This is a genomic window from Paenibacillus sp. FSL E2-0201, assembly GCF_037963325.1.
In the GTDB taxonomy this organism is placed as follows: Bacteria; Bacillota; Bacilli; order Paenibacillales; family Paenibacillaceae; genus Paenibacillus_AQ.
Map to the genome: position 1 here is coordinate 5752745 of NZ_CP150154.1, position 25993 is coordinate 5778737.

The following is a 25993-nucleotide window of genomic DNA, read 5'->3' on the forward strand; positions in this document are numbered from 1 at the left end:
ATATCTTAGTGTTAAAATATCCGTTTGACTTGTTTCGGCAATAAGAATAGACTTAAAATAACTGTTTTACACTTCACTCCATTCAAAAAAACTCATAAATAACCGCTCTACTACAGTCTTTCCCCCATATTTCAACTATTAAGCGGAGGGTGGCTTATATTACATATGAATATCAAAATGATTGCCGAAATGGCGGGCGTTTCTGTCTCGACCGTTTCGAAAATTATGAATAATTACAGCGATGTTTCGGAAAAGACCAAACAACGAGTCCTAGAGATCATCGAGCAAACAGGATATTCACCATCCAACTCCGCCAAAACACTTGCAACCAAGAAATCGAATCTGATCGGTGTGATTTTCGCTGGTGAGCTTAATGTAGAATTTACGCATCCTTTTTTCGTTGAGGTATTAAATTCCTTCAAGAAACAAATGGGTGTACTAGGATACGATCTCATCTTCTTTTCGAACGAAAAATTTATTAGCAGCGGAGATTACTTCGCGCGTGCTGTTCATTTTAATGTGGATGGCTGTGTCATTATATCCGGACAGAAGATGGAGCCGACGATCCACGATCTGGATATGAGCAGTATTCCTTGTATCGGGGTAGATCTCGAACTAAAAGGGAAGAAATCAGGCTTTGTTATGTCAGATAACTTCCAAATATCCTCTAAGGTCGTGGAGCATTTTTACCTTCTGGGTTATAGGGAGCTTGGTTTTATAGGAAGTGCTGCGGATTCAGAAATTTCCAATCTACGGGAAGCAGGATATACCAAAGCTATCGAAAGTTTCGGTCTCCCCTTGAACCGGCGTTGGTTTGTACATGGCGAAGATTTCTTTGAGCCTAGCGGTTATGATGCTATGCAACAATTAATACAAAGTGGCAGTTTACCAAAGGCCATTTTTGCTGCCTCTGATTTGCTGGCTTTAGGAGCCATCCGTGCATTAAAAGAACATGACCTCCGTGTCCCAGAGGACATTGCCATCATCGGCTGTGATGACATCGAAGCCTGCAAATATACTACACCAAGACTGTCTACCATCCGTCAGAACAAACAACGACTTGGTATCCTCGCTGCCCATATGCTCTATGACTTGATTAACAATCAGTCAGGTGGTGGTTCATTTGTTGTGGAGCCAGTACTTGTTGTGCGCGAGTCCTGCGGAAGCCAATTGAAATCTTAGGATATAACACGAATAAATCCCCTCAAAGTTTACAGTACCTTTGACCTCGATAAGAAGTCTAAGGCATTGTCTAACTTGAGGGGATTTTTCATGCGGAAAGCTTTAAATCCTGTTCTAGAATTTCGCTAGTAGATTTGAAATACTCTGAGCTGCCTCGGCACGGGTTGTCATCGCCTGTGGAAGGAAGTTACCATCCTGATGACCCGACAGAAGCTTAGCTTCTAGCGCATCTTGTACATAGGTTACTGCCCAAGAACTAACTTTAGAGCTGTCATTAGTCGCATGGAATGTGCTTGCTTCCGGCTTAACGCCCGTACGATATGCATAGGCTCTTACCAGCATAGTCGCCATTTCCTCGCGGGTAATCTGTTGATTCGGGTCAAAACGATCCTCGGATACGCCTTGAATAATACCTGCTTCAAAGGTTGCATTGACCGCCTCTTCATACCACGATCCAGCGACTACATCTTTGAATGAAGTCGGACGACTCGCAGTTAAGAAAAGCGCTCTGCTGAGGAGAGCTGCATATTCTGCTCTTGTGATGGAACCCGATGGGTTAAACATAGCTTCAGATTGTCCCTTCACGATTTGTTTAGTAGATAATTCTTGAATAGTCTTGTATGCCCAGTGACTCTCAGGTACATCACGATAGCTGCTTTGGAACGAAAGAACAACATATTGGCTAAAATGATTCAAATCTACGGTAAGACTGGTTTTGGACGGATTCATCGCCCCCCCCTAGATAAGTAAAGCTACCATTTTCCTCAATACGATAAAACCGGCTAACGCTGGACTGGTTCCATTAAGAATCGGTAGTGTTATCTTCACGGGTACAGTTTACTCCCGGAAAAGCACCGGGAAACGGTCGTAGCGTTAACAAATCTCATCTTATTTATATTTACTTAAACAACTTACAATAAAGTCGGCTCCCCTACCCGTTCATCCAGGTTTAGTTCTACCAGTTGGCCGGCCTGTGTCAGCCCCGCACCAAAGCCATACATTAAAATCTTTTGCCCGTTCTTTACTTTACCTTCACGTATACCCAAATCAAGAGCTAAGGGAATCGTTGCGGCAGAAGTATTGCCAAAATTCACAAGACTGTGCAGCACCTGCTCCATCGGATAGTTCAATCGTTCGCAAATCGGCTCAATCATTCGCATATTGGCGCTGTGCGGAATAAACCAATCAACTTGCTCCAGAGCCACTTCTGCTTTTTCAAGCAACTGCTGTACACCGAGAGGAACGGTTCTGACCGCCCAGCGAAATACCTCGCGCCCGTTCTGTACCAGCATCTGTGTATCTACCAGTTCAATATGGTTCACCGTATGGGCTAGACCCGTGCGATACACATGATGTGCACCACCGCCATCACTGGCTAGCTGAAAGCCCAAAAAGCCCGTTGATTGCTTATCACTCTCCACAAGTACTGCACCAGCCCCATCTCCAAAAAGGATACATGTACTGCGATCAGTATAATCTGTAATCTTGGAGATTGTATCCGCACCAATCACTAGAACCTTACGGTGCATCCCAGAAGCAACATAGCTATGAGCCGTATGAAGTGCATATACAAAACCCGCACACGCTGCGCTCAAATCCATTGCTCCAGCAGTCTGCGGAATATTTAAGCGGTCTTGAATCAAAGAAGCTACTGAGGGAAAGGAAAAATCAGGTGTACTAGTAGCTACAAGGACCATATCCACATCCTCAACGTTTTTTCCATAACGTTTCATTAAATCCTGTACTGCAGCTACACATAAATCGCTTGTGTATTCATCCTGCCGACTAATTCTGCGTTCACGGATTCCAGTCCGTCCCACAATCCACTCATTATTAGTATCCACCATCTGCTCAATATCAGCATTCGTCAGTCTTTTTGCCGGGACATAAGTTCCGATAGCTGTAATTTTTGCACCTGTCATTCCAATCACCTCTTCATTTAGTATCTGATATTAGTACTTGGTACTAATTATAACTCTACACCTGCTCTAAAGTAAAGAAAGCCGGTAAAGCAGCATGGCTTCCCGGCACTTTCAATACATATCTCGAACCACTTAAGCACGATTTACTTTACGGTGTTTTCTTTTTCTGACGAAAAATAGAATCGCAGCAATGATCACCACCACTAGGATGATTAACATGATCACTATATTCCATACATTTGGCACATAAAGCTGCATTTTGATCGGCTCCGTATCCCCCAGCGTAACATTCCAGGTAAGTGTTCTGCCTTCATCAACAGTTGCATTATTATCACCAACTAGATCTATTGGCAACGTTAATTTAAAATCAAATGCCAAGTTCTTCAGCACCGCCCGAATAATCGGCTTCGATAAACTCAATGTCCCCATATTATCCATGATGGTATCCATATAGCTATTAAATTGAGGCTGTGCCTCAACATCATACGTGGTATATAACAAATTCTTTTTAGTAACGAGCTGTAGATCCACAATATCCAGCCCCATAGAGGTTGAACCTATGTCCTCAAATGAAGGGTAATTTTTCTGAATTTCATAGACTGTAGACTTACCTTCTTGTCGTTTTTCTAACTGAATCCCTTCCTCCTTCAATTTATCTGTCAGACTCTTCTCCATTTTATCGCTGATCAACGCTTCTGTACGGGAATCCAATTTCACGTTCATTGCTAAATCTACGCTTTGATTCTTATTCACCGTAACGTGAACGGTACCATTAGAGCATCCCGATATTAGTATCATCATTAAGAGCAGTGCTAGGATCGTCAAGCCTCTCCATTTTAACGGCATTTTCCTCAAACCCTTCAGTAGTATGTATTTATAAAACAGCTACCCATGCTCTAAAGGCTAACTCATTTATCCGTTCGAATCAAACTTAATATGAATGAACATCTATTTATTCGCGAAAAAAAGAGGTGATCTCAAAGTAATAAGCTCTACTCATGGAATCACCTCTTTCTCCAAAAAAGCACGGACAAATCGCTGCCTGTATTCTATTTACTCCTTAAATGCTAAGAAAGGCTCTTCTTTTACTTCCGCTGTGAATAGAGGCATTCTCTTCGCTTTTTAAAATATCCGCCTGACGGAGAACCTTTCTCCCTTTCCAGCGCATAAGAACAAGCATCCCCCGTACAAATTCATCAGCAATCATACAGCAGTAGATCCCTGTGAGCCCCCAGCCTAAGCTAATGCCAAACCAGTAGGAACACCCCACTCCAATAATGGACATAGAAACGATAGAAGTATACATCGTATATCGGGTATCACCGATGGCGTTCAATGCATTACCCATGGCCATATTCAACATTTTGCAAGGCTGCAGTAAGAGATTTAGAGCCAGCAGGGAAATCCCAATAGCAATAATCCGCGGGTCGGAAGTGAAATAACCTAGCAGATTCCTTCCGAAAAGAAATAGCAATAACATGTTCGCTGTTACAATGGCTAACCCGATATACAGTGTGCGATACGCACTACGGTAAGCCTCTTTCAATTTGCCTGCCCCGAACAAATGCGCGATCTGTATCTGTCCGGCTAGCGCGATTGCATATCCTAACGTGAAGCAAAAGGACTCTAAGGTGTTAAGATAAGTCCGTGCTGCTAACGCTTCAGCTCCAAGTGCGGCTAGAAAGGAATATACAATTAGCTGAGAGAACACCCAACAGGAAGAATTAATTCCAAGTGGCCAAGCAATCTTTATAATTTCCTTGAATAGCTTGCCGTTGAATATACGGAAATCTCTAAGTCTTATCTTAATCTGGAAGGAACCTCTAAACATGGTATACAGCATGATCACTCCGACCAGTCTACTGATAATACTTGAGATCGCAATTCCCGCAAGCCCTAGCTGTGGCAGACCGAACATCCCGAATATAAAGATATAGTTCAGAATAATATGGATGACATTTATGATGATCCCTGTGTACATTGGCCCTCTAGTATTTCCTGTATTTCGAATCGCTGTACCAAGGGATGCAATCATCCCCACCAAAAACAGTCCGCCGCCAACATACGCGATATAGACATTAGACAGTGATAATAGCTCAGGCGATATATTTAGAATCCCTGCTATTGGACCCGCATAGAAGAACAAGATGATGCTCACGACAATACCAAGGATGAGACTAACCGATACGCCCATAATTGCGATTGTACGCGCTTCGCTGAAACGTTTTGAACCCATTCTTTGCGCGATCAGGATACCCGCCCCGCCCGCAAAGGTGGTAAAAAGTGTGGTCAACGCACCGAACAATTGATTGGAAATGCCGACTACGGCGACTGCATCATCAGAAATACGGCTGACCATTAGCGTATCCACCGTACCTAGCAGGGTCTGAAGAAACACCTCTATAAATATAGGCCAAGCCAATACCCATAGTCCAAAGCCCTGTCTTTCTTTTTTCACTAAACAAACCTCCCCTTAAACCAAACATGCATACTGGACCTGAGAAACAGCATATTTTTTCTTTAGGTCAGACTAAATTATAGATGATATACTTTTGGTGATGGTACAGATTTCAAACCAATAATTACATTATTCCAACCTCATAAAAGGAGATCTCTCCATGAACATTTTTAATTTTACCGTCCCGCCAATGCTCTACTATATCGTAAGTGGATTGCACACCTTCTCACCAGGGCATTACCACATGAGCCGCCACAATATCAATGTATTTGACTTGCTTGTAGTCAAACAGGGCTGCCTATATATGAATGAAGGAGGCCTCACCTTTCAGGTACGCGCAGGTCAGGCACTGCTTCTTCGTCCAGATAGCCATCATTTCAGTACGGACAGCTGTAAGGAGTACACCTCTTATTATTGGCTTCATTTTCAGACCGTCGGCGATTGGAATATTTCCGAGGCTACAGCTGCAACTCAAGACACAGAACACACCAGAGTGGAGCATCCTCTTCATTCTGACGAATTTAATATACGCACTTTCACCTTACAGCTGCCTCAATATACCACGCTGCTGCAACCATCCAAGATGGAAGAGCTGCTCTCGCAGCTGAATCAATTAGCGCCTAATTCCCATTTGAGCGATACTCCATTTCAGCAGCAGTTGCTGTTCCAAGAGGTTCTCCAGCAATTATCCGCCTCTCTGAGCCATGAGCGCCCCTCTCCCTCCAAACTGTGTGCAGAGCAAGCTGCCTCCTATCTGCGAAGTCATTTCCGTGAACACATCACTGCACAGCAGTTAGGAGAAAGCTTAAACTTTCATCCGGTATATATCGCTCGCTGCATGAAAAAGGAGTATGGCTGTGCACCGATGGATTATCTGCTGCACTACCGGATTCAGCAGAGTAAGCTACTGCTGATGCAGACCAGTTATACGATTGCCCGGATCGCTGAGGAAGTCGGCTTCAATCAAGCCCCTTATTTCAGCTCCAGCTTCGTCCGCATTGAGGGAACCACTCCGCGGGAGTTCCGCCAGCGCTTCTCGTAGTCTCCTAGAACACAAAAAAAAGGATGTTCCCCTCGCCTCCATGGCTTAAGGAACATCCTTTACTCTTCTGTTTTACAAACCCTTCTCCTGTGCGTAAGCACCCCATTGCTTGATATATTCTGCCTGGATCTTCTCAAGACCAGCCTGCTTAGCCTTCTCCATGAAGGTAGCTAGACCCGCATCAACATCCTCTACCAATCCGGCTTGCAGCGGATACAAGTATTGCTTTTCTACCTGCTCCAATGCCGCTTTTTCAGCCTGATAAGAGGTGTAATCTTCTGCAAAGCCTGTGAAGATATCCGGTTTCTGAATCTTGTCGAGATCAGCAAAGATTTCCTTCACACCATCATAGGATTTGTCGAATATCATAAATTCCGGGTTCCGCCATGCCCAGCCATTCATCCCTTCACGAGTGAAACCGTTCGTAGAGGCGTCTCCAATAAGCTCATAATAACCGTTTGCATCAACCTTATAGTTTTTCCCCTCAACACCGTATTGTGTCAGCTGATTGTAACGTTTATCCAAAACCATCTTCTCATAGAAGGCTAATGCGCGTTCCGGGTTCTTGCTGCCCTTCGGAATCGCGAACCCATTATGAATAGGATGCACTGGTGTTGCGTAACCAATAGTTTTACCGTAAGGGTAGTAACCCAGCTCCCAATCTGGATGGGCCGCTTTAACTTTCATCAGCGTATCGTTGAAGCGGGTCGGGTTATCTCCGAAAATACTTGCTGCTTTTCCAGCAATAATCGGAGCCTGAATAGTATCCTTCACGTTCAATACATTTTTGGAAATTAATCCTTTTTCCTGCCAGCGTCTCATGGTCAGCAGTTCTTCTTTATGTTCCTCCGAGCCCCAGTAAAGATAAGCCTTCGCAGGATCGCTGTACTTGATTCCAATACCGTAAGGCAGCGGGCTTCCAACCATCGCGTTAAGTGTGGTGTAGACATCATGCAGATTCCCCCTCACATCACTGTTGAAGGATGCCGGCGACATCTTCGGTTCATTCTTCTTAATACCTTCCATATATGCTTCGTAACTGGCCAAGTCTGTCGGCTGAGGCAGGTTGTATTTCTTGCGCAAATCCTCACGCCATACGAAACCATTCGTTACATACTCCTTATAAGTTGCAGGTACAGTGTAGATCTTCCCATCAATCTTAACGGCTTCCCACATGTCCTGCGGTACAAATTGCTGGAGGGCTGGAGCAGCCTTCGGCAGCAGATCATCTATAGCCAAAAAGGCCCCTTTTTTAGCGTAAGCTTGATACTGTGTCCAGTCTGCAGTGAATATCAAATCAATCGATTGACCAGAAGATAGCAGCAATTTGTACTTCTGATCCCAGTCTGTCCAAGTTGTGTAATTGAATTTAACGGTCGCATTCAGATCTTCTTCAGCCATCTTGTTAATTTGTGACTCAATACTTGAAAGATCCTTCGGAGCATCACCCAGCATATAAAATTGCAGTTCAACCTTCTTAGATGTATCCAGCCCCGTTTTCTCCTCTGTCCCGGCGTTGGTACTCTGAGCTGTATTTCCCCCGTTGTTGCTCTCTTTTACTGCTGCATTTTCCTTGTTCGCGGAATTAGAGTTTCCCCCACAGCCCGCCAGTAGAGCTAAGCTCAGTACTGACGTCAGCAGAATAGAGCTGCTTTTGCCCCGTAGTTTGTTCATCTGAATCCTCCCTTTTCACTATGATTCTATGTTAGCCGACTATCCCCTAATCCTCATAGGGACCAAGTTGCGGTTCTAACCTTTTACAGCTCCGATGGTCAACCCCTTGACGAAGTAACGCTGAACGAATGGATACAGAAATAGAATCGGCCCAGTCACAACAATCGCCATAGCCATTTTGGTAGATTCCGCAGGGACTTCCGTAGCCAGTGACACCCCGGTTCCAGCACCCATCTGCGCAATAAACTGTGCCGAATTGATAACATTGTACAGATAGAACTGTAGCTGATATTTATGGGTATCGTTGATAAACAGGGAAGAGGTGAACCAGTCATTCCAATAATACAAAGCAAGGAACAAGCCGACTGTAGCAATCCCCGGCATGGATAGCTTCAGCACGATCTGCCAGTAAATCCGGAAATCACCGGCCCCGTCCATTTTCCCGGAATCAAACAACTCCTCGGGGACTGCTGATTTCACGAAGTTTTTCATTAAAATAATTAAGAACGGTGTCATCAGGCCTGGTAGCACCAATACAGCATAGGAATCCAATAGACCGAGGTATTTAGTAATCATGATGTACCACGGAACAAGTCCTCCACCAAACAAGGTTGTAAAATAAATATAAAAGGAGAATGTATTACGGTATTTAAAATCCTTGCGAGCCAGCACGTAACCCGACATCGTCATGAAGAAGAGTCCTAATGCCGTTCCCACTACAGTGGTGACAATGGTGACCGTGTAAGCACGCAGCACTTCATCCGGGAATATGAAGACCGTCTTGTAGCCTTCAAGAGAGAATTGCCCCGGAATCAGATGATAGCCGTCCCGGATAATGGATTCATTGCTGGTTAATGATGCAGATATAATCAGCAGAAAAGGCAGCAGGCACGCAACCGACAGCCCAAGGATGACCACATAGGCGATGGCATGAAGCATCCGAGTATATTTGTCCTTTTGAATTTGCATTTCTTGTCCTCCTAGAACAGGGCGTAGTCATCGTTTATTTTGCGGATAATATAGTTAACCGTCATGATGAGGACAAAGCCGAACAAGGATTGATAGACTCCGGCAGCTGTCGCCATGCCCACATCGAAGGTTACTTTAAGCGAACGGTATACGTAAGTATCAAGAATATCTGTCGTATTGTAGAGCAGCCCGTTATTACCTATTAATTGATAGAACAGATCAAACTGCCCCTTCATGATACTTCCGAGCGCAAAGAGCAGCAGCACCACAAAGGTTGATTTCAGCATCGGCACTGTAATATACCAAATCCGCTGAAAAATATTAGCGCCGTCAATCTTAGCCGCTTCATAATATTCATCACTGATGCCCGTAATCGCTGCTAGATAGATGACCATGCTATAGCCGAGATTCTTCCATAGATAGAAGATAATAATTAGAAAGATCCAAGCCCAGGGTTTACTGTAGACATCCACCGGATCGAGTCCAAACTGCGTAAGCATTGTATTCAAGAAACCGCTGTCATAATTGAACAGGTTGTAGACAATAACACTTAGAATGACGAAGGATACAAAGTATGGCAGAAACATTATCGATTGACTAATCTTTTTAAACCATTTCCCATTCAGTTCACTTAAGAGGATCGCACAAGCAATCGCCAACACATTACCAAGTACAATAAAAGCAATGTTATAACCTATCGTGTTCATTGTCAGCTTCACCAGCGTACCGGATCGCCAGAGAAACTCGAAATTCTGCAACCCGACAAACTTGGAATTGAACATACTGCTGTTGAAGTCAAATTGAGTGAACGCATAATAAATACCTACCATTGGAAAATAGGAGTTCACCAAGAAAAAGATCAAGGTGGGCAGCAGCATCAGAAACATTACCCGATTGTGCAGCAATTCATAAATAAATCCCTTCTTCTTCCTTGTCGTTCGTAAGCGTGCTCTTCCATCGGCCTGGATGCCAAGTTCGACGGTTGAGATTCCTTTGGATGAGGTTTGGCTCAAGGTCTCTCACTCCCTTTAATGTAGAAGCTTCATAATTCCACTATAGGGCGATTCTTGCGAACACAGAAGTGAAGCTTCATAGCTTTCCTGCACAAACTGGAGAAGCTACAATTGAACAATTGGAATGTTTATGGAGAAGCGATGAATCGAGGGATTGCCAGTGTACATAGGGGGACACAGCAGAATATCCCGAAAAAAATGATGATATGTGCACAAATACTTATTTTATTCACACCAATTATAGTGGTAATTTACAGGATTTTAAGGTTACTCCACTGTTCTGTTCACTCTAGGGGAATTATAATAAGAGGACTTCCTATCTAAAGTTCATCCAGAGCCTTGTCTAATAAACCGCAGGAATTTCAGGGGAGGGTGACTATGAAGAATAATGATATACGGAGAAAAAGACTGCTGTATGGCAAGCTGCTAACAACGATAACACTGTGTATTTCGTTAACGCTTCTGGTCTCTACATTTGTATACTATACATACTACATCGGGGTCGAGAAAACACAGACCTTCCGCTCGGATCTAAGAGATCTGACTCAGACCGGCAAGAAGGTAGTCAACATGGCTGAAGTGGCGCAAACGCTTTCATTTCAGCTATATCGAACTAGCACGATTTCCCACCTGTTGTTCTATAACAAACCCTCCATTTATGAGGTTACGGCTGCGATGTCAGATCTCGGTAACTATCTGAATTCTATGCCGTACATTGAATCCATCTATGTATATAACCCGAATAACGACACGGTATATATCTCCGCTGCGCAAGGGCAGAACGGTGTATACACCACACGAGAATTAGAGGACACTGAAATCATACAGATGTTAAATCATTATCAGGATTACAAAACATTCACTCCCATCCCGCGTACCTACTCCATCGGTGAACCCAAATCAGAAGCTATCTCCGTCTATACTTATCTCTGCTATGATGCAATCAATTGGGACCGCACCATCAACTCTGCTGTTATTGTTAATATATCAGCAGCTTGGATAAATAAGGAGCTAGCTAACAGTAATACAACCAGTAGTGGCAATACCTACCTCCTAGATGACCAAGATCGTTTTCTTTCGGGAAACAAGCTAACATTGGAAAAACTCTCGGCAGATGAGCGCATCTGGATAGAGCATCAAGTGAAAGACCGCTCTGCAGGCTATTTCACCGCTCCATATAAAAATCAGAAATCACTAGTATCCTATACTTCACCTGATTCTCTTGGCTGGCAGTATGTTCGCATTACTCCTTATGATGTAATCACAGAACAAACCAACCAAATCCGTAATACAACATTATTAATTTCTTTGATTATTCTAATATTCGGACTTATCATCTCTAGAACACTTTCCAAACGCCTCTACCTTCCTATTGATTCCATCGTAAGCCGAATGAATAGTCTGGAAGCTGACAAGCGCAACAGCATGTTTACGATTAGACAGAATTCTTTACGTAATCTTGTTCTCGGTATTAAATCCCCTCATAACAGTCGACCAAGTGATATGGAGCAGCTAAGTATTGCTTTCAGCTTAAACGGGAGTTACCGGCTGGTACTACTCCGTATTGACGAATATACCACCTTGCGACAAGAGAGGGGTTCTTATCTACTTCCGTACAAATTCGCCATCATGAATATTGCCTCGGAAATATGCGGTCAGACTTACCAAGTAGAGAGCGTCGATATGAACGACGATAGTGTAGTTATGCTACTAAGCAGTATGACGTCCGCTGAACCTCTGGATACAGAGTTGATCGAAGTACTGCTGCGACAAATCCGTGTGGCTTGCTGCGATTATCTGAGAATCGGACTGTCGCTCGTGTACAGTCCCGTTAGTGATAATCCGGAGCTACTAAACCGAATCTACAGTCAAGCTAAAGAAGCTTCCAAACATAGACTGTTTTATGGGCATGGATGCCTGATCAACGCCGAGAAGATCAACGAATTGCAGTATAACCTATACTCTTATCCGGCAGATAGCGAGAAGAAGCTAGTCGATGCGCTTACCAGTGGTAGGACGGATGAGGCACGCAGCCATTTCTCCGGCATCTTGTGCGAAATGGAGCAATATCCCTATCATGTCCTAGAACTGACACTCTCTAGGGTGACTCTAACTATTAAGAGAATCTTTGATAATATCAAAAAGCTCAGCGCTACTACAGTGGATGACATGCTCAAGATGCCTTCACTTGAAAATTACGAAACGATGGAGGAGCTTGAAGAAGCTTTTTATAACCTCTTCGATAATATTCAGGAATTACAAGCCGATAAGCGTAGCTCTAAGCAAAGTGATCTGATCCGGCAGATTAATCAAAAAATCAATCAATCTTACATGGATCCCGGCCTGAGCTTGAACCAGATTGCTGATGAGCTTAACCTGTCACCTATATATGTCAGCCGCCTTTATAAGCAACAAACAATGACAGCCATTGTGGATGTCATCATGGATGTACGGATGCAGGAAGTCTGCCGCCTTCTGACAGACAGCGATCTATCCGTTTCGGATATTGCTGAAATGACTGGCTTCACCAGCAGTTCTTATCTTCATCGAATGTTCAAGCGCAATTTCAGCATCACGCCAATAGAATACCGTCGCTCTAATACCCGTTTATAGAACTAAATGCTGATTTACAACACTACTTTAGATATAACTCTTATGAAGGGTGATACTACTTCTACTTAACTACTCTATCAATAAGGCAGGCCACCGGTAATACTGACTTTCAACGCGACGATTGTAACAACTTCCGCTTCTCAGAATATGCTGATTGGGCAGGTTCCCAATTTTTAAAGGAATGAAGAGGAGAAGCTCAAGGAGGAGATACAGAAATATGTCGGATCATAGTCATAGACCATTCAAAGGTGACGCTATCCTTAACAAACAAGGAAGAATAAGCAGTCCTGTGAGAAAAAGGGAGTGTACTGCTCTATTAAAAATAGTCACTGAGCTCGCTACAGTGGTACCGCCCGCACTTACGAATCCCACAATACTTCATATTACTAATCTTCAAAGAGTGTTAAGAGAACTCATGGAATTCTTGCATGAAGCTAAGATATGCAGCCCTTTTAGAACGGAGCTTCTTTCTGTAGTAGAAATAACCATTGTATCTACAGAGGTCAGTCCCTTCTCCGTCGTAAGCGTGGGTACCAATCTTCAACAACTATTAGCTGAGTTATTGTCTTTTGTTCTTGCCACAAAGATTGACCCTCATTGCAAAGATCAGTTGGTTATTCAGCTCAGGCATATTCAGGCTTCTATTTCACAAGCACTTGGCCTCCCCGTTAAAGGTACCACTGGGCCACAGGGTCCGCAGGGTCCGCAGGGGCCTCAAGGACCTCAGGGACCTCAAGGACCTAAGGGATCCACTGGTGCAGGGCTGCAAGGTATTGTAGTCTTTAATCCCGCGCAAAGCCCGTTATATCCAGCGGGTCAAGTTGTAACCTTTAATGGCAGCACCTATATAGCTACTGTTGCTGGACCCAAAGGAATCCCCGGTAGTTCATCAGATTATTTACTGATTGCTGGTGGAGCGACAGGCGCTACTGGAGCGCAAGGACCTCAAGGGCCTCAGGGACCTCAAGGACCTCAAGGAGCGCAAGGAGCGCAGGGACCTCAAGGGCCTCAAGGGGAATATGGTGTTGGTGGGACAGGCGCGACTGGTGCGACTGGTGCGCAAGGTATACAGGGACCTCCAGGTCCTGGAGCAGGGGCAACTGGGCCGACAGGCGCTACGGGTACCGCCGGACTTGCTGGACCGACAGGCGCTACGGGTACTGCCGGGCTTGCTGGGCCGACAGGTGCTACGGGTACCGCCGGGCTTGCTGGGCCGACAGGTGCTACGGGTACCGCCGGGCTTGCTGGGCCGACAGGCGCTACGGGTACCGCCGGACTTGCTGGGCCGACAGGTGCTACAGGTACTGCCGGACTTGCTGGGCCGACAGGCGCTACGGGTACCGCCGGGCTTGCTGGGCCGACAGGCGCTACGGGTACCGCCGGGCTTGCTGGGCCGACAGGCGCTACGGGTACCGCCGGACTTGCTGGGCCGACAGGCGCTACGGGTACTGCCGGACTTGCTGGGCCGACAGGCGCTACGGGTACTGCCGGACTTGCTGGGCCGACAGGTGCTACAGGTACCGCCGGGCTTGCTGGAGCTACGGGTGTTACCGGGGTTACAGGCGTTACTGGTGCAACCGGTGGGGGTGCAATCATTCCGCTGGCATCCGGTGGGCCTATTATTATGACCACGATTTTAGGCGGTTTAGTTGGAACAACAAGCCTTATAGGCTTCGGGAGTTCAGCCACAGGTATTTCTCTTGTTGGTGGAAATATTGATCTGACAGGTACAGTTCTTGGACCTCTTATCAACTTTGCAATGTCAGTTCCTCGTTCGGGAGTCATAACATCTGTTGCCGCTTACTTTAGTAATACCGTAGCTTTATCACTTATTGGTAGTACGGTAACTGTGACAGCACAATTATTCCAGTCTACCTTACCAAATAACACATTTACTCCTATTCCAGGGGCTATAGTACCACTGCCATCTATCACAGGCACAGTTAATCTAGGAACTTTTGTCAGTGGAGCAACATTCGGTGTTGATTTCCCTGTAACAGCGCAAACTCGCCTTCTTATGGTCTTTTCAGCCACCGCTTCAGGACTCAGCCTTGTAAATACAGTCACTGGTTATGCAAGTGCAGGCTTCACTATTGTATAATCACTAATACTAATACAAACAAAAGCATCTGCCCTCCCTGCTAAAGGAGTGACAGATGCTTTTGTTTGTAATATGCGATTGCAATTTCTTAATCTTTCGGACCGGAGAGACGCTATTGAGCAAAACAGGAGGTCAACTTCGTCTTTTTTGTGCAAATAAGAACTCCTGAGTCCTATAACAAGTCTATTCCCCGGGAATCATACTAGGCCGCCATCAGCTACTCCATCTCTGACAATCTACTCACAGCAAATACTCTTTCAACTTACCGATAACCTCATCGATCTCTGCCATAGTTGTATACCGTCCCACACTAAAACGAACTGCTCCCTGCCCAATACTTGCTGAGACATTCATTGCCTTTAGAACAGGCGAGATCAATGTTTCTCCAGAATGACAAGCTGAGCCTGTTGAGGCAGCCACATCTTCTAGCGAAGCAATCACTTCATGACCCACCGCTCCAAGAAAACTAACGTTAAGCGTGTTAGGCAATCGCTTATCCCTATGACCGTTCAGGTGAATCTTATCGCCAAAAGTCTCCTGTAATCTGTCGTAGAAATAATCTGCAACTTCTTTTACACGCGCTCTGGAGGTGGAGTCTGAAGCAAGCTCACAGGCTTTTCCTAATCCAATAATATATGGTGTGTTCTCGGTACCTGCTCGTCTACCACTTTCATGCCCCGCTCCGTGAATTAAAGGTTCGATGTGAATGCCCTCTCGGATGTACAATGCTCCAATCCCTTTTGGCGCATACAATTTATGACCTGCCAGCGTTAGAAAATCCACCCCTAGCTCAGCCACATCGAGCGCTACTTTTCCAGCGGACTGCGAAGCATCGGTATGTACAAGAACACCCCGTTCGTGGCAGACCTCGGCTATTTCTTTGATCGGCTGGATGGTGCCCGTTTCATTGTTAGCGTGCATAATGGAGACTAGTATGGTTTGGTCGGTAAGCTGCTTTTTCACATCGTCTACTTGTACCATTCCATACGAGTCAACAGGTACATAAGTAATCGTATAGCCCAACTGCTCCAGATACTGACACGGTTTAATGACAGCAGGATGCTCCACAGCAGACACAATCATATGATTGCCTTTATGTCGATACGTTTGAGCGACGCCCTTGATGACGGTATTATTCGATTCGCTGCCCCCGCTTGTAAAAAGCACCTCACCCGGCACGCAATTCAGGAAATTAGCCACCTGCGTTCTTGCTTGCTCGATTCCAAGTTTAGCTTCTTGCCCCAAAGAATGACTGCTTGAAGGATTGCCAAAATGACCATAAAGATACGGAATCATAGCCTCTGCGACTTCCTTATCTACAGGTGTTGTAGCATTATAGTCTAAATAGATCATTTGTTACGCTGTGCCTCCTCTAGCCCCTCATACCTTACGATTACTAAATTTTATACTTCCTGATTTTTTAAAAAAGAGCGCACCGCTGTCTCAGCTTCATCCAAATTATTCACCTTAAACGTAACTCTCTCAACGCCTTCATACTGAGTGGACGTATAATCGTATCTAGGATCATAATAGTATTCTAGCAAAAGCGCGACAGCCTCTCCGAACAAATCAGCTTGTAAGCATCGCTCGATTTCTGCCGCAACGGGAATATGAATTCGGGATTTAATACTCCGAAAAGCTGAAATACACTGCTCCTTGTATGCTTCTGGTCGGTAGTCCTCAAGGATTTGCTGCACCCTAGCTTGCAATGGCATCTCAATCCAAATCTGATTTCCGATCTCTTTCTGCTCCGCCATAAATGGGGGCATGACGATTTTCCCGATTTTTTTACTCTCCGCTTCAAACAGTACATAAGAAGAATCCCCAAGCTTAATTAATTCTTCCAAAAGAAGACTATCGAACGTTTTCTGATTATTTGCACGAAGTCCGATCTCTCCAAAGATAGAACCCCGGTGACCCGCCATCCCTTCCAAATCCAGAACAGGATAACCTTGTGCTTTCAGGCGGTGCAGTAGGTTTGTTTTGCCTGTACCCGTATTTCCGTGAATTACATAAGGCTTTGCCTTGAATTCATAAGTCTCCAGTTCGTCGAGTACCCATTTACGGTAAGCTTTATAGCCGCCAATCAGCCGGTAAGCATGAATATCCATTAAAGAAAGTACGGTGGCCGTAGTACGGCTGCGCATACCTCCTCTCCAGCAGAATACAGCTTTGTCCCCTTGAATCGCAGCGAATTCTTTGACAAAGGTAGGCAGCTTCGCAGCAGCAATCTCCAAACCGCGTTCTTTCGCCGCCTGCACACTAGTCTGTTTATACAAAGTGCCTACTTCAGCCCGTTCCTCATCATCAAAAAAAGGAATGTTCAGACTATCCGATAATGTCGAATCTTTATATTCAGAAGGAGATCGAACGTCGATCACAGTGATCTGCTTCTTATTTTTTAGCATTCTTAGTTCTTCCAGTGTAATATCCTGAAACAATGCACTCTCTCCTCTGGTGGCTAACTTCTTAGGTTGCCTCTAAGCTGACTTCATCATTATTGCGCAGCTATTACCGTAATTTGACCCGGATGTTCTTCTGTTACTTCTCCGATCAATGCCGCTTCTACACCTGCAGCTACCAGCTCTTGTAGCAAGACTTCACTTTGTTCAGGAGCAACAGAAATCAACAGTCCGCCAGAAGTCACAGCATCACACAGAATATAACGGCTTAATTGGTCCATCTCTTCCGGATAAAGAATGCTGCCCTCCAAATGGGCAAAGTTATTCTTAGTTCCGCCTGGAACAAATCCCTGCTCCGCCAGCTCTCTTACTCTTGGCAGCATCGGTACATCGCCTTGACGAATAATCAGTCCGTGGTTACTTCCTTTAGCCATTTCCGAGGCATGTCCCAACAGCCCAAATCCAGTAACATCCGTACAAGCGTGCACATCATACGGCTCCATGATTTCAGCCGCTTTTTTATTCAATGTAGACATCACTGTGGTGAGGCGTGTGGTTTCTTCTGGTGATAGTTGATCCTTTTTAATAGAAGTTGTTAAGATGCCCACACCGATAGGTTTTGTTAGTATCAGCTTATCCCCCACCTGCGCGCCTGCATTCGTTCTTACTTTGTCCGGGTGCACCAGCCCCGTAACAGCCAATCCGAATTTAGGCTCTTTATCGTCGATAGAATGTCCACCTACAAGCGTCGCTCCTGCTTCCTGCACCTTGTCCGCTGCACCGCGCAAAATGTCACCGAGAATGCTTTTATCCAGAACAGAGATAGGAAATGCAACAATATTAAGCACTGTAAGCGGCTTACCACCCATAGCATAAATGTCACTTAACGCATTGGCTGCTGCAATTTGCCCAAAGGAATAAGGGTCGTCCACGATCGGTGTGAAAAAATCAACAGTTTGCACTAACGCGAGTTCATCGCTTAAACGATACACGCCTGCATCATCACTAGTATCCAAACCTACAAGTAGATCCGGGTTAGGAACGGTTGGTGGCAGACTGCGAATAACCTGCATGAGATCGGCGGGACCGATTTTGCAGCCGCAGCCTCCTTTTGAAGATAATGAAGTCAATTTTATAGTTTCGGCTTGAGACATCATGACTCAGCTCCTTTAGATAGTTAATATCGAATACCTTTAATCTTACATCAGTAGACAGCAATGTACAAAATGCAAAGCTACCGATTGGATTTCATTATTCTGTTCTTTGAGAAGGTGCTACGGGTGGTATTCTTTCGATTAATAGTATGCTAAAGGCTGGCTCATTCGTAGATTTCGCTACTTTGAGCCAGCCTTTAGTTCGATACTCTGTACTTTAGGGAGGTTTTCCCTATAATACTATACAAAAGAACGTCCCACAGCCAGTTCATACTCCCAGCTATGGAACGCCCTCATTTCTTGCTTAAACGTTAGCCGATCATTAAAACTCTGAAGAGGTTTTTGCAATCTAAGGTGCTTTCTCTACTAGGATTAACTGATCTGCTGAGCATCCTGATGTTTCTCCAAAAAACGCTGAAGAATAGCATTAAATTTCTCCGGCTGACACAGATTACTAGGATCTAATGCGTTAGGAATGATCGCTAACTGAGCATGCGGCAGCTGAGACACCATATCCTTCATACAGTTGACACCAAATTCACTAAAGTCACCGACTATACATAACGCGGGACGTTTAAAAGACTTTAAGCATCTAGTGTAATCTACATGACTCGTAGCCAGCCTTTGACGATACAATTCCCGTGGACGTTTGTCGAGAAGTCCTCTTCTAATCTCGTTATAGGCCAGGTTCCAGCGTTCGCGATACATCATACGAATCGAAGGCAGTACAAGCTCGCTAGGAGCGTAATACATTAACCAACTACAATATGCAGCCATAAGCTGAATTTTACCTACTATTGTTGATGCATGACTTCTACAAAAGCTATCCGCGACAACAATCGCCTTTACCCGTTCCGGGTATTGTTTCGCAATATGTTGAACGACGAGCCCCCCATAGGCGCTCCCGACAAAAACCGCCTCACGAATGCCCAAATCATTCAATAGCATAATTATATCTAGGCATTGCGTTTCAATAATCTCGTTTGGAGCCTGCAGCAATTCACCTGATTTGCCATTCCCCCGTAAATCGCACAGAATCACTTTATATTTATCAGAAAAATACTCTAATTGTGGTTTAAACATGCTATGTGTTAATCCATGTCCATGGATAAACACAACCGGAGTCCCTGTTCCAATGATTTCGTAATAGAGCGAAGTTCCATTCAGTTTAGCAATAGGCAAAATTAACACCTCTTTCACAGGTAAGTTCTATATCTATATGTGCTTATAAACGCAGCAAAAAACCACAGAGGGATTCTCTGTGGCTATTCATCATCAAATACGCCATTCATCCTCTCTCCATACGCTTACGAGGTTAGCTGTCGGATTCGGGCAGTGAGAGTTGCCCTACCTGTATGGATGCACTATTAAGCATCTGTAACAGGATTCACCCCATAACTAGTACCGACTGTCATATCGATTTCCAGTTGTTGGTTCCCCCGCTTTCCTTAACGGAAATTAAGCGGACTTCTTATGTAATTGTCAGTTATGTGATGAATCATACTCCGTGTAAGGTTTCTTGTAAAGTTGAGCCCTGGGCAAAATAATGATGAAAGCCATGCTTTTCATTTCATATTGAGCATACTCTTCGTTTTCTCTTTCTATTGCTCTTGTTTACTCGGTTTATTAAGAAAAAGTCGAGCGGTCATCAGAGATCAATCCCTGAACCACTCGGCTTCTTTATACAATCATTCGGCTACAACAGATCGGCGTTTTTCAATGCATGCTCCCAGCTCGGAAAAAAGAACAGCGCACTTCTCATAAGATCAGGATCGCTTTGCTTCACTTGTTTTTTGCTGATCGAGCTTCCGTCAGTTTGAAGCTTTTTGATACGACTTAACACTTCATCAGCCTCCAAAGGAATTTCCATTGAAACACTCCTTTCTCAGTGACCTGGTTTCCAATCATTTTCTCCATAATATGCAAATTTATTCTTCATTTCGATTTATAAGGATTAAAGCAGCTGATAGATCGGTTGTTCTGCAATAAAATAAGTAGGAATCATTGGATATTTTTCTGCCAAAACTTCAGCTAAATATTTCATTCCCGGGGCTTCACTCTCCGCATGACCTAACATAATCAGCGCATTCGATCTACCTTGATGTACTGCATCCCTCACATATTCCGGAGTTTCCCATTCTGGCCCTTCGCCAGCAATCAGTAAATCAAGATTGTGCTGATTAAAAAGAGGGATAGCCATTGTCCCGCCTCCTCTGTAACCCACTGATATCCCCACATGTCTGCATACCTGGGATAGGTCACCGGCAACACGTACATAGGGGATTCCTAGTTTTCTTTTTATGTACTGAGCCGCTTCACTTACTGTCATCGCAGGAATCGTTAGGATTGTAGTAGCGGGTTGCTGCTCATCCACATAAGCTGACCACTCAAGCTCTCGCAGCAAGCCCACCATGATCCCATCCGGTTTATAACGATGCCAATAATCATGATAACGAAAAATAGCCATTTCAGAACGTTTGATCAAACTCAGTTTCGTGCGATAAACAGCGTCATCCTCTAACCACTCACTCGTCTCATGGTGACTGTAATACACACCTTCATGTGTGATCAGCAAATTGGCGTTCAGAGCCATTGCTCGTTCCACAACATATTGCGTAGCGCAAAATGCTGTAACTATCCCTGTAACCACCGTTTTTGGATTTCCTGGCCTAAGTGTATCTACAGTCCCATCTATCTGTTCCTCAGTTCCCCTTAAATCTTCCAGTATTGTTCTTATCGTAATATTCACCGTAACCCTCCCTTTGAGTTTCATTCTTCTGATCTACAAGCAAATAAAAAACCCGCCCTTATTCAATATAAGGACGGGTTATTTACTACTTGAGCAGCTTACCCGCTCTATAATTTTGGGGCAGAGCCGATAATACGGTGAAAGGCTGGCTTCGGATGATGCTCTTCATCGAATAAGAAGGGCCAGTTCTTCCGGCCACGAACAGGGAAATCATCTAGCCAGGTATAGTCATCCGCTGCTCCCCAGAACGTGACTGAACTAATCACGTCGCGGTATTCTCTCAGCAGTGCGAACATCGCTTCATATCGATCTGCTTGAAGTTCGAGCAGATCAGCAGGTACTGTCTTTAAGTCCATTCGTTTGTCTTCAAAACGGAACATGGATACATCCAGCTCAGTCAATTGAAGCTGCAGTCCTAACGAGGCATATTTCTCAATCGCAGCACGAATATCATCAAGATTCGGATCGTATAGATTCCAGTGTGCCTGCAATCCGACGCCATGGATCGGCACCTCTTGATCCAATAGCGACTTCACCAGTTCATAGATTTTGTCACGCTTTAAGGGATGGGATTCATTATAGTCATTGTAGAATAATAATGCCTTAGGATCAGCTTCATGGGCGAATTCAAACGCTTTAGCTATAAAATCCGGGCCAACAATGTCGAGCCACTTCGAATGGCGAAGAAGCTCTTCTCCTTCATCGGCAATAACTTCATTCACAACATCCCAAGCATAAATATCTTCCTTATAACGTCCTACAACGGTTTGAATATGTGATTTGACTCGTGCAAGCAAAATCTCTCTGCTTACAGGTCCTCCGTTCTTATCCTCAAACAACCAATCCGTAGTCTGATTGTGCCAGACCAAGGTATGTCCGCGCATCGCCATCTTATGTTTTCGGGCGAAGGCAACTAGCTGGTCTGCTGCCCTAAAGTTATAAATATCCTCAAGTGGATGTAGACTTTCAAATTTCATCTCATTCTCAGCAGTTATACTGTTGAAATGATAAGCAAGCAAGTGCTCCTGTGATTGTATCGTAAATGGGTTGACCGCTGCGCCAATTTTGAAATCCTCCGAGAACACTGTCTTTAGTGCAGGCTCTGAGTAATCGCTAGCTTGTCTCATCAATTTCCCTCCCTACAAAAGCGTACATATTTAGCATTCTACTCATGATGATCGATAGTCGAACCAATCAAAGTAAGCAGGAACCCCCGCCACTTTGCCATGTCCTGTCGCATATAAGCCAACAAGAACACCGGTAAATCCGTTTCCTTTGACAGCTTGAGGGGATAATGGATAGGCTAGAGCCCTAGATAGCTCGATCCATTCCTGACCATCCAAAGAATAAAGTAAAGTGTATTCCGTTAGCTCCGCCCGAATTTTCAGATATAAACACCCAGCAATGGTTGGAATCTCTGCAGCCACATGTGTTGTTCCATCAACAGTTAAATAAGCTGTAATCACTCTATGTCCATTTCTTTGCGATAGTGCAATTTCATAATGTGCATTCTCGTCCAATCTAGCACAGAGTCCAGCCTCTTCACCGTCCACGGTAGGGTTAAAATCCAGTAATGTACTCCATTCAGCTGAAGTATGCTGCTGTCTTCTGCCTATAAAGGCTACCTGACCCACTTCATTAAGGTCTTTCGATTGCCCTCGAAGAGCTAGAAAACCCGGACGTTGGCTTAGTGACCAGCTTCCCTCTGCCGGATTCCGCAGAAAGGATAATCCCAATGGCAATACAGGGTCATCAAAATCATATCTTCCGCTAGTCTCAGGTTTTGGCGAATGACCCGGTACACGCGGAACCTTCATCTCCAGCCCGACAGTGTCTTCATTATTATCGATCATAGGCCAGCCGTCTTCATCCCAGCTTACAGGAGCAAGGAAAGTCTCTCTCCCTAGGACAGTATATTTTGAATCTACTAGTCTGACACCTAGGAATACAGCCCACCAATCCCCATTACGATCCTCAATCAAATCGGCATGACCCAAATACTGAATGGGACTATCAGTCCCGCGATGGGTCAATATCGGTTGCTCTAATCTTTCAAAAGGACCGTAAGGGGAGGAAGAACGACCGATAATTTCTCGGTGTTCCTTTGCCGTGCCGCCTGAAGCAGACATGATATAATACATTCCGTTAATTTTGTACAAATGTGGTCCTTCCGTCCAAGGTCCACCATCCCCAGTCCAGATGACAACTGGTTCTGTTAAAGCTGCGCCCGTAGCAATATCAATCTCATATTGAATGGCGTGGGAGTCATAATCTTCCCCCTGCTGGGTGGTTACATATACCTTTCCATCCTCATCAAACATTAGAGAAGGGTCAATTCCTCCATAAGGAATACTAATCGGGTCTGACCACGGACCCGCTGGGTCCGTAGCCGTAACATAGAAATTCCCCTTCCCGTGTATTTCGGTCGTTATCATGTAAAACGTTCCTTCATGATACCGGATCGTTGGTGCAAATATACCTCCAGAGCTTTTGCTCTTACGTGTATCTAGCTGACTTTCACGATTGAGCACATGACCAATTTGTGTCCAATGAATTAAGTCCTGGCTGTGAAAGATAGGTACCCCAGGAAAATATTCGAAGGAGCTACAAACCAAATAGAAGTCGTCTCCAGCCCGTGTAATACTCGGATCTGGATAAAAGCCTGGAAGTATTGGATTTGTGTATGTGATTAGGGATTGGTTCATAGTTTAACAAACAACCTTCCTATTCCTTAATAGTGATTGTAAGCTGCTTATTCCTTCACGCTTCCCACGTTCATTCCAACTACAAAATGCTTCTGCATGAATGGATACACTAGCAAAATTGGAACGGAGGCAACGATAGTAACTGCTGCACGAATGGACTTTGGAGTAACCATTGATCCTGCTGACTCCGCAGTCACCCCTTGACCGTTAGCTACACTTGCGTTACTGTTCGCATTCATACTAGATTGTATTAGTTTCATTAATTCATACTGCAATGTGCTGAGGTGCTGGCGGGAAGAGGTGTAGATAAAAGCATCAAACCATGCGTTCCATGCACCTACTGCAACAAAGAGGGCGATGGTAGCAAGAACAGGTTTACATAAAGGGAAGACTACTTTCATAAAGATTTTGAACTCCCCGGCACCGTCAATTCTCGCGGATTCCATAAGGCTTTCATGCAAGCTACCAATATAAGTACGAATAACGATCATATTAAATGCACTTAGCATGGACGGTATTATATATACCCAAAACGAGTTGAGCAGATGAAGCTCCTTAATAAGGAAATAGTTTGGTATCAGACCCGCATTAAAATACATGGTAAGGACGAAAATAATGGTAATCGGTTTGCGGAAAACATATTCTTTCCGGCTTAAAGCATAAGCAAGCATTGTGGTTAGGAATAGATTCAGGACCGTAGATAACACTGTTCGTGCTACCGAAATCCAAAAAGCAGGAATAATGGTACCTGAGGCAAAAACAGCTTTATAGTTTTGTATGGTCCACTCTCTAGGCAACAGATAAATGCCGCCACGGATCGTATCGTTCCCCGCATTCAATGAAACTGCTATAGTATTTAAAAAAGGATATAAGGTAACTATAACTATACACACCATAAATACAGTATTAAAGGTACCGAACAATACTGGTTCAAGACCTATATTTCTCATGCGTCTTCCGACATTACTTTTTGGAGATTTCTGAGGTATTAATTGAGTTTTCTCCATGATTATAACAGCCTCTCTTCCCCTAGCCGCGTCGAGGTCCAGTTAGCTAATAGCAGCAACGTTACACTTACGACTGTTTTAAATATACCACCTGCAGTGGCTAAGGAATAATTCCCTTGCCCAATTCCGTATTTCAATACAAATATATCTATCGTATCCGACCAGTCTGCAGTAAGACCGTTCCCTAACAAGAACGGAACCTCAAATCCGACATCCAGTACATGTCCTATGGACATGATCATCAGGATTACAATGGTTGGTTTAATTCCAGGTAATGTTACATTGAACATTTTTCTGTACCGGTTTGCCCCATCGATCTCAGCAGCCTCATATAAAGCTGGATCTATAGAAGCAATAGCAGCCAAGTAGATGATTGTACCCCATCCCACCTCTTTCCAGACGGTTGAAGCACCCACAATACCCCAGAAATATTTTCCTTCACTGAGCCAAAGGATTGGTGAGTCAATAAGATTTAATTTCATGAGTAAGATGTTGATAATCCCGTCGTTACCAACCGAAAGGGAGACACCTACAATCCCTGTTACAATGATCCAAGAGAGAAAGTGCGGCAAGTAGGATATAGTCTGCACGGTTCTTTTCCAAAATACATTTTTGATTTCATTAAGAAGTAAGGCTAATCCTATCGCAGTAATAAATCCTAGAATGAAATTAATTAAACCCATTGCCAATGTATTTCTAAATACCCTTAGAAAGGTATCGTCCGTAAATATTGCCTTGAAGTGCTTCAAGCCAACCCACGTTTGTTCGCCAAATGCCTTAGCTGGTTTATAATCCTGAAAAGCCATGGTCCATCCCCAAACAGGTACGTACGCAAATAGTACAATATAAAGTAGCAATGGAACGGACATCCAAATTAGTTGATTCTGATTCTTAATCAAAGACCAAGTAATAGGTTGCTTCTTTTTTCTTTTAGGATGCCGCTTTACTGTTTTTCCCGTTAAGGTCTCATCCATATAGTCTTCTCCCCACATCATCCATATA

21 protein-coding genes and 1 riboswitch are annotated in these 25993 nt (G+C 44.3%); of the genes, 4 read left to right on the forward strand and 17 right to left on the reverse strand.

Annotated features, from left to right (window positions below; all coding sequences use genetic code 11):
- Window positions 1-165 precede the first annotated feature (165 nt).
- Window positions 166-1182, forward strand: a complete 1017-nt coding sequence (locus NSU15_RS25860) for a LacI family DNA-binding transcriptional regulator (protein WP_339288049.1) — start codon at window positions 166-168, stop codon at window positions 1180-1182.
- A 114-nt stretch (window positions 1183-1296) separates the two neighbouring features.
- Here NSU15_RS25860 and NSU15_RS25865 read toward each other — a convergent pair whose 3' ends face one another.
- The 4 genes from NSU15_RS25865 to NSU15_RS25880 all read right to left on the reverse strand — a co-directional run bounded on the left by NSU15_RS25865 (window position 1297) and on the right by NSU15_RS25880 (window position 5562).
- Window positions 1297-1911 carry an S-layer homology domain-containing protein gene (locus NSU15_RS25865; protein ID WP_339288051.1) on the reverse strand — a complete coding sequence of 205 codons (615 nt, stop codon included), beginning with the start codon at window positions 1909-1911 and terminating at the stop codon, window positions 1297-1299.
- A gap of 182 nt (window positions 1912-2093) precedes the next feature.
- A complete protein-coding gene (locus NSU15_RS25870) occupies window positions 2094-3104 on the reverse strand; it encodes a ketoacyl-ACP synthase III (protein ID WP_339288053.1) in 1011 nt (336 codons plus the stop codon).
- 132 nt (window positions 3105-3236) lie between these two features.
- Window positions 3237-3905, reverse strand: a complete 669-nt coding sequence (locus NSU15_RS25875; protein ID WP_231573929.1) for a hypothetical protein — start codon at window positions 3903-3905, stop codon at window positions 3237-3239.
- A 259-nt stretch (window positions 3906-4164) separates the two neighbouring features.
- Window positions 4165-5562 carry an MATE family efflux transporter gene (locus tag NSU15_RS25880; RefSeq protein ID WP_339288055.1) on the reverse strand — a complete coding sequence of 466 codons (1398 nt, stop codon included), beginning with the start codon at window positions 5560-5562 and terminating at the stop codon, window positions 4165-4167.
- Between the two features lie 160 nt (window positions 5563-5722).
- Between NSU15_RS25880 and NSU15_RS25885 the strand changes: the two genes are divergently transcribed.
- On the forward strand, window positions 5723-6604 hold the full coding sequence (locus tag NSU15_RS25885) for an AraC family transcriptional regulator (protein WP_076121228.1): 882 nt from the start codon (window positions 5723-5725) through the stop codon (window positions 6602-6604).
- 72 nt (window positions 6605-6676) lie between these two features.
- Here NSU15_RS25885 and NSU15_RS25890 read toward each other — a convergent pair whose 3' ends face one another.
- The 3 genes from NSU15_RS25890 to NSU15_RS25900 all read right to left on the reverse strand — a co-directional run bounded on the left by NSU15_RS25890 (window position 6677) and on the right by NSU15_RS25900 (window position 10134).
- On the reverse strand, window positions 6677-8278 hold the full coding sequence (locus NSU15_RS25890; RefSeq protein ID WP_339288057.1) for an extracellular solute-binding protein: 1602 nt from the start codon (window positions 8276-8278) through the stop codon (window positions 6677-6679).
- Between the two features lie 75 nt (window positions 8279-8353).
- Entirely contained in the window at window positions 8354-9247 is an 894-nt protein-coding gene (locus NSU15_RS25895; RefSeq protein WP_076121232.1) for a carbohydrate ABC transporter permease, read from the reverse strand.
- A gap of 11 nt (window positions 9248-9258) precedes the next feature.
- Window positions 9259-10134 (reverse strand): ABC transporter permease subunit, encoded by an 876-nt coding sequence (locus tag NSU15_RS25900; protein ID WP_139328631.1) that lies wholly within the window; start codon window positions 10132-10134, stop codon window positions 9259-9261.
- A gap of 504 nt (window positions 10135-10638) precedes the next feature.
- Here NSU15_RS25900 and NSU15_RS25905 point away from each other — a divergent pair.
- Together NSU15_RS25905 and NSU15_RS25910 are read left to right on the forward strand one after the other, a co-directional pair.
- Window positions 10639-12873, forward strand: coding sequence for an AraC family transcriptional regulator (locus NSU15_RS25905; RefSeq protein WP_339288059.1), 2235 nt, complete (start codon window positions 10639-10641; stop codon window positions 12871-12873).
- A gap of 217 nt (window positions 12874-13090) precedes the next feature.
- On the forward strand, window positions 13091-14974 hold the full coding sequence (locus tag NSU15_RS25910; protein ID WP_339288060.1) for an exosporium glycoprotein BclB-related protein: 1884 nt from the start codon (window positions 13091-13093) through the stop codon (window positions 14972-14974).
- Between the two features lie 240 nt (window positions 14975-15214).
- Here NSU15_RS25910 and NSU15_RS25915 read toward each other — a convergent pair whose 3' ends face one another.
- The 10 genes from NSU15_RS25915 to NSU15_RS25960 form a co-directional block, all read right to left on the reverse strand.
- Entirely contained in the window at window positions 15215-16327 is a 1113-nt protein-coding gene (locus NSU15_RS25915; RefSeq protein WP_339288062.1) for a cysteine desulfurase family protein, read from the reverse strand.
- A 50-nt stretch (window positions 16328-16377) separates the two neighbouring features.
- Complete coding sequence (gene mnmH, locus NSU15_RS25920) at window positions 16378-17415, reverse strand: tRNA 2-selenouridine(34) synthase MnmH (protein ID WP_339288063.1); 1038 nt, start codon at window positions 17413-17415, stop codon at window positions 16378-16380.
- Between the two features lie 56 nt (window positions 17416-17471).
- Complete coding sequence (gene selD, locus NSU15_RS25925) at window positions 17472-18530, reverse strand: selenide, water dikinase SelD (RefSeq protein ID WP_339291466.1); 1059 nt, start codon at window positions 18528-18530, stop codon at window positions 17472-17474.
- Window positions 18531-18902: 372 nt separating this feature from the next.
- Window positions 18903-19712, reverse strand: coding sequence for an alpha/beta hydrolase (locus NSU15_RS25930; RefSeq protein ID WP_042130958.1), 810 nt, complete (start codon window positions 19710-19712; stop codon window positions 18903-18905).
- A gap of 106 nt (window positions 19713-19818) precedes the next feature.
- Window positions 19819-20005, reverse strand: a riboswitch (cyclic di-AMP (ydaO/yuaA leader).
- 221 nt (window positions 20006-20226) lie between these two features.
- On the reverse strand, window positions 20227-20400 hold the full coding sequence (locus NSU15_RS25935) for a hypothetical protein (protein WP_170880375.1): 174 nt from the start codon (window positions 20398-20400) through the stop codon (window positions 20227-20229).
- An 84-nt stretch (window positions 20401-20484) separates the two neighbouring features.
- A complete protein-coding gene (locus tag NSU15_RS25940; RefSeq protein WP_339288065.1) occupies window positions 20485-21279 on the reverse strand; it encodes a Nif3-like dinuclear metal center hexameric protein in 795 nt (264 codons plus the stop codon).
- Window positions 21280-21386: 107 nt separating this feature from the next.
- On the reverse strand, window positions 21387-22406 hold the full coding sequence (locus tag NSU15_RS25945; RefSeq protein ID WP_042130959.1) for an endo-1,4-beta-xylanase: 1020 nt from the start codon (window positions 22404-22406) through the stop codon (window positions 21387-21389).
- Between the two features lie 42 nt (window positions 22407-22448).
- The gene (locus NSU15_RS25950) at window positions 22449-23984 is read right to left on the reverse strand and encodes a glycoside hydrolase family 43 protein (RefSeq protein WP_339288067.1); all 1536 of its coding nucleotides are present in this window, start codon (window positions 23982-23984) and stop codon (window positions 22449-22451) included.
- Window positions 23985-24031: 47 nt separating this feature from the next.
- Complete coding sequence (locus NSU15_RS25955) at window positions 24032-24934, reverse strand: carbohydrate ABC transporter permease (protein WP_042132472.1); 903 nt, start codon at window positions 24932-24934, stop codon at window positions 24032-24034.
- A gap of 59 nt (window positions 24935-24993) precedes the next feature.
- Entirely contained in the window at window positions 24994-25965 is a 972-nt protein-coding gene (locus tag NSU15_RS25960; RefSeq protein WP_042130961.1) for an ABC transporter permease subunit, read from the reverse strand.
- Between the last annotated feature and the right edge of the window lie 28 nt (window positions 25966-25993).

Excerpts from the sequence above, each read along its gene's own strand:
- NSU15_RS25955 (WP_042132472.1), bottom strand. The coding sequence starts at position 24,934 with ATGAGAAATATAGGTCTTGAACCAGTATTGTTCGGTACCTTTAATACT.
- NSU15_RS25915 (WP_339288062.1), bottom strand. The coding sequence starts at position 16,327 with ATGATCTATTTAGACTATAATGCTACAACACCTGTAGATAAGGAAGTC.
- NSU15_RS25905 (WP_339288059.1), top strand. The coding sequence starts at position 10,639 with ATGAAGAATAATGATATACGGAGAAAAAGACTGCTGTATGGCAAGCTG.
- NSU15_RS25900 (WP_139328631.1), bottom strand. The coding sequence starts at position 10,134 with ATGTTTCTGATGCTGCTGCCCACCTTGATCTTTTTCTTGGTGAACTCC.
- NSU15_RS25935 (WP_170880375.1), bottom strand. The coding sequence starts at position 20,400 with ATGGAAATTCCTTTGGAGGCTGATGAAGTGTTAAGTCGTATCAAAAAG.
- NSU15_RS25890 (WP_339288057.1), bottom strand. The coding sequence starts at position 8,278 with ATGAACAAACTACGGGGCAAAAGCAGCTCTATTCTGCTGACGTCAGTA.
- selD (WP_339291466.1), bottom strand. The coding sequence starts at position 18,530 with ATGTCTCAAGCCGAAACTATAAAATTGACTTCATTATCTTCAAAAGGA.
- NSU15_RS25860 (WP_339288049.1), top strand. The coding sequence starts at position 166 with ATGAATATCAAAATGATTGCCGAAATGGCGGGCGTTTCTGTCTCGACC.
- NSU15_RS25870 (WP_339288053.1), bottom strand. The coding sequence starts at position 3,104 with ATGACAGGTGCAAAAATTACAGCTATCGGAACTTATGTCCCGGCAAAA.
- NSU15_RS25960 (WP_042130961.1), bottom strand. The coding sequence starts at position 25,965 with ATGGATGAGACCTTAACGGGAAAAACAGTAAAGCGGCATCCTAAAAGA.
- NSU15_RS25910 (WP_339288060.1), top strand. The coding sequence starts at position 13,091 with ATGTCGGATCATAGTCATAGACCATTCAAAGGTGACGCTATCCTTAAC.
- NSU15_RS25865 (WP_339288051.1), bottom strand. The coding sequence starts at position 1,911 with ATGAATCCGTCCAAAACCAGTCTTACCGTAGATTTGAATCATTTTAGC.
- NSU15_RS25945 (WP_042130959.1), bottom strand. The coding sequence starts at position 22,406 with ATGAGACAAGCTAGCGATTACTCAGAGCCTGCACTAAAGACAGTGTTC.
- NSU15_RS25875 (WP_231573929.1), bottom strand. The coding sequence starts at position 3,905 with ATGATGATACTAATATCGGGATGCTCTAATGGTACCGTTCACGTTACG.
- NSU15_RS25895 (WP_076121232.1), bottom strand. The coding sequence starts at position 9,247 with ATGCAAATTCAAAAGGACAAATATACTCGGATGCTTCATGCCATCGCC.
- NSU15_RS25950 (WP_339288067.1), bottom strand. The coding sequence starts at position 23,984 with ATGAACCAATCCCTAATCACATACACAAATCCAATACTTCCAGGCTTT.
- NSU15_RS25885 (WP_076121228.1), top strand. The coding sequence starts at position 5,723 with ATGAACATTTTTAATTTTACCGTCCCGCCAATGCTCTACTATATCGTA.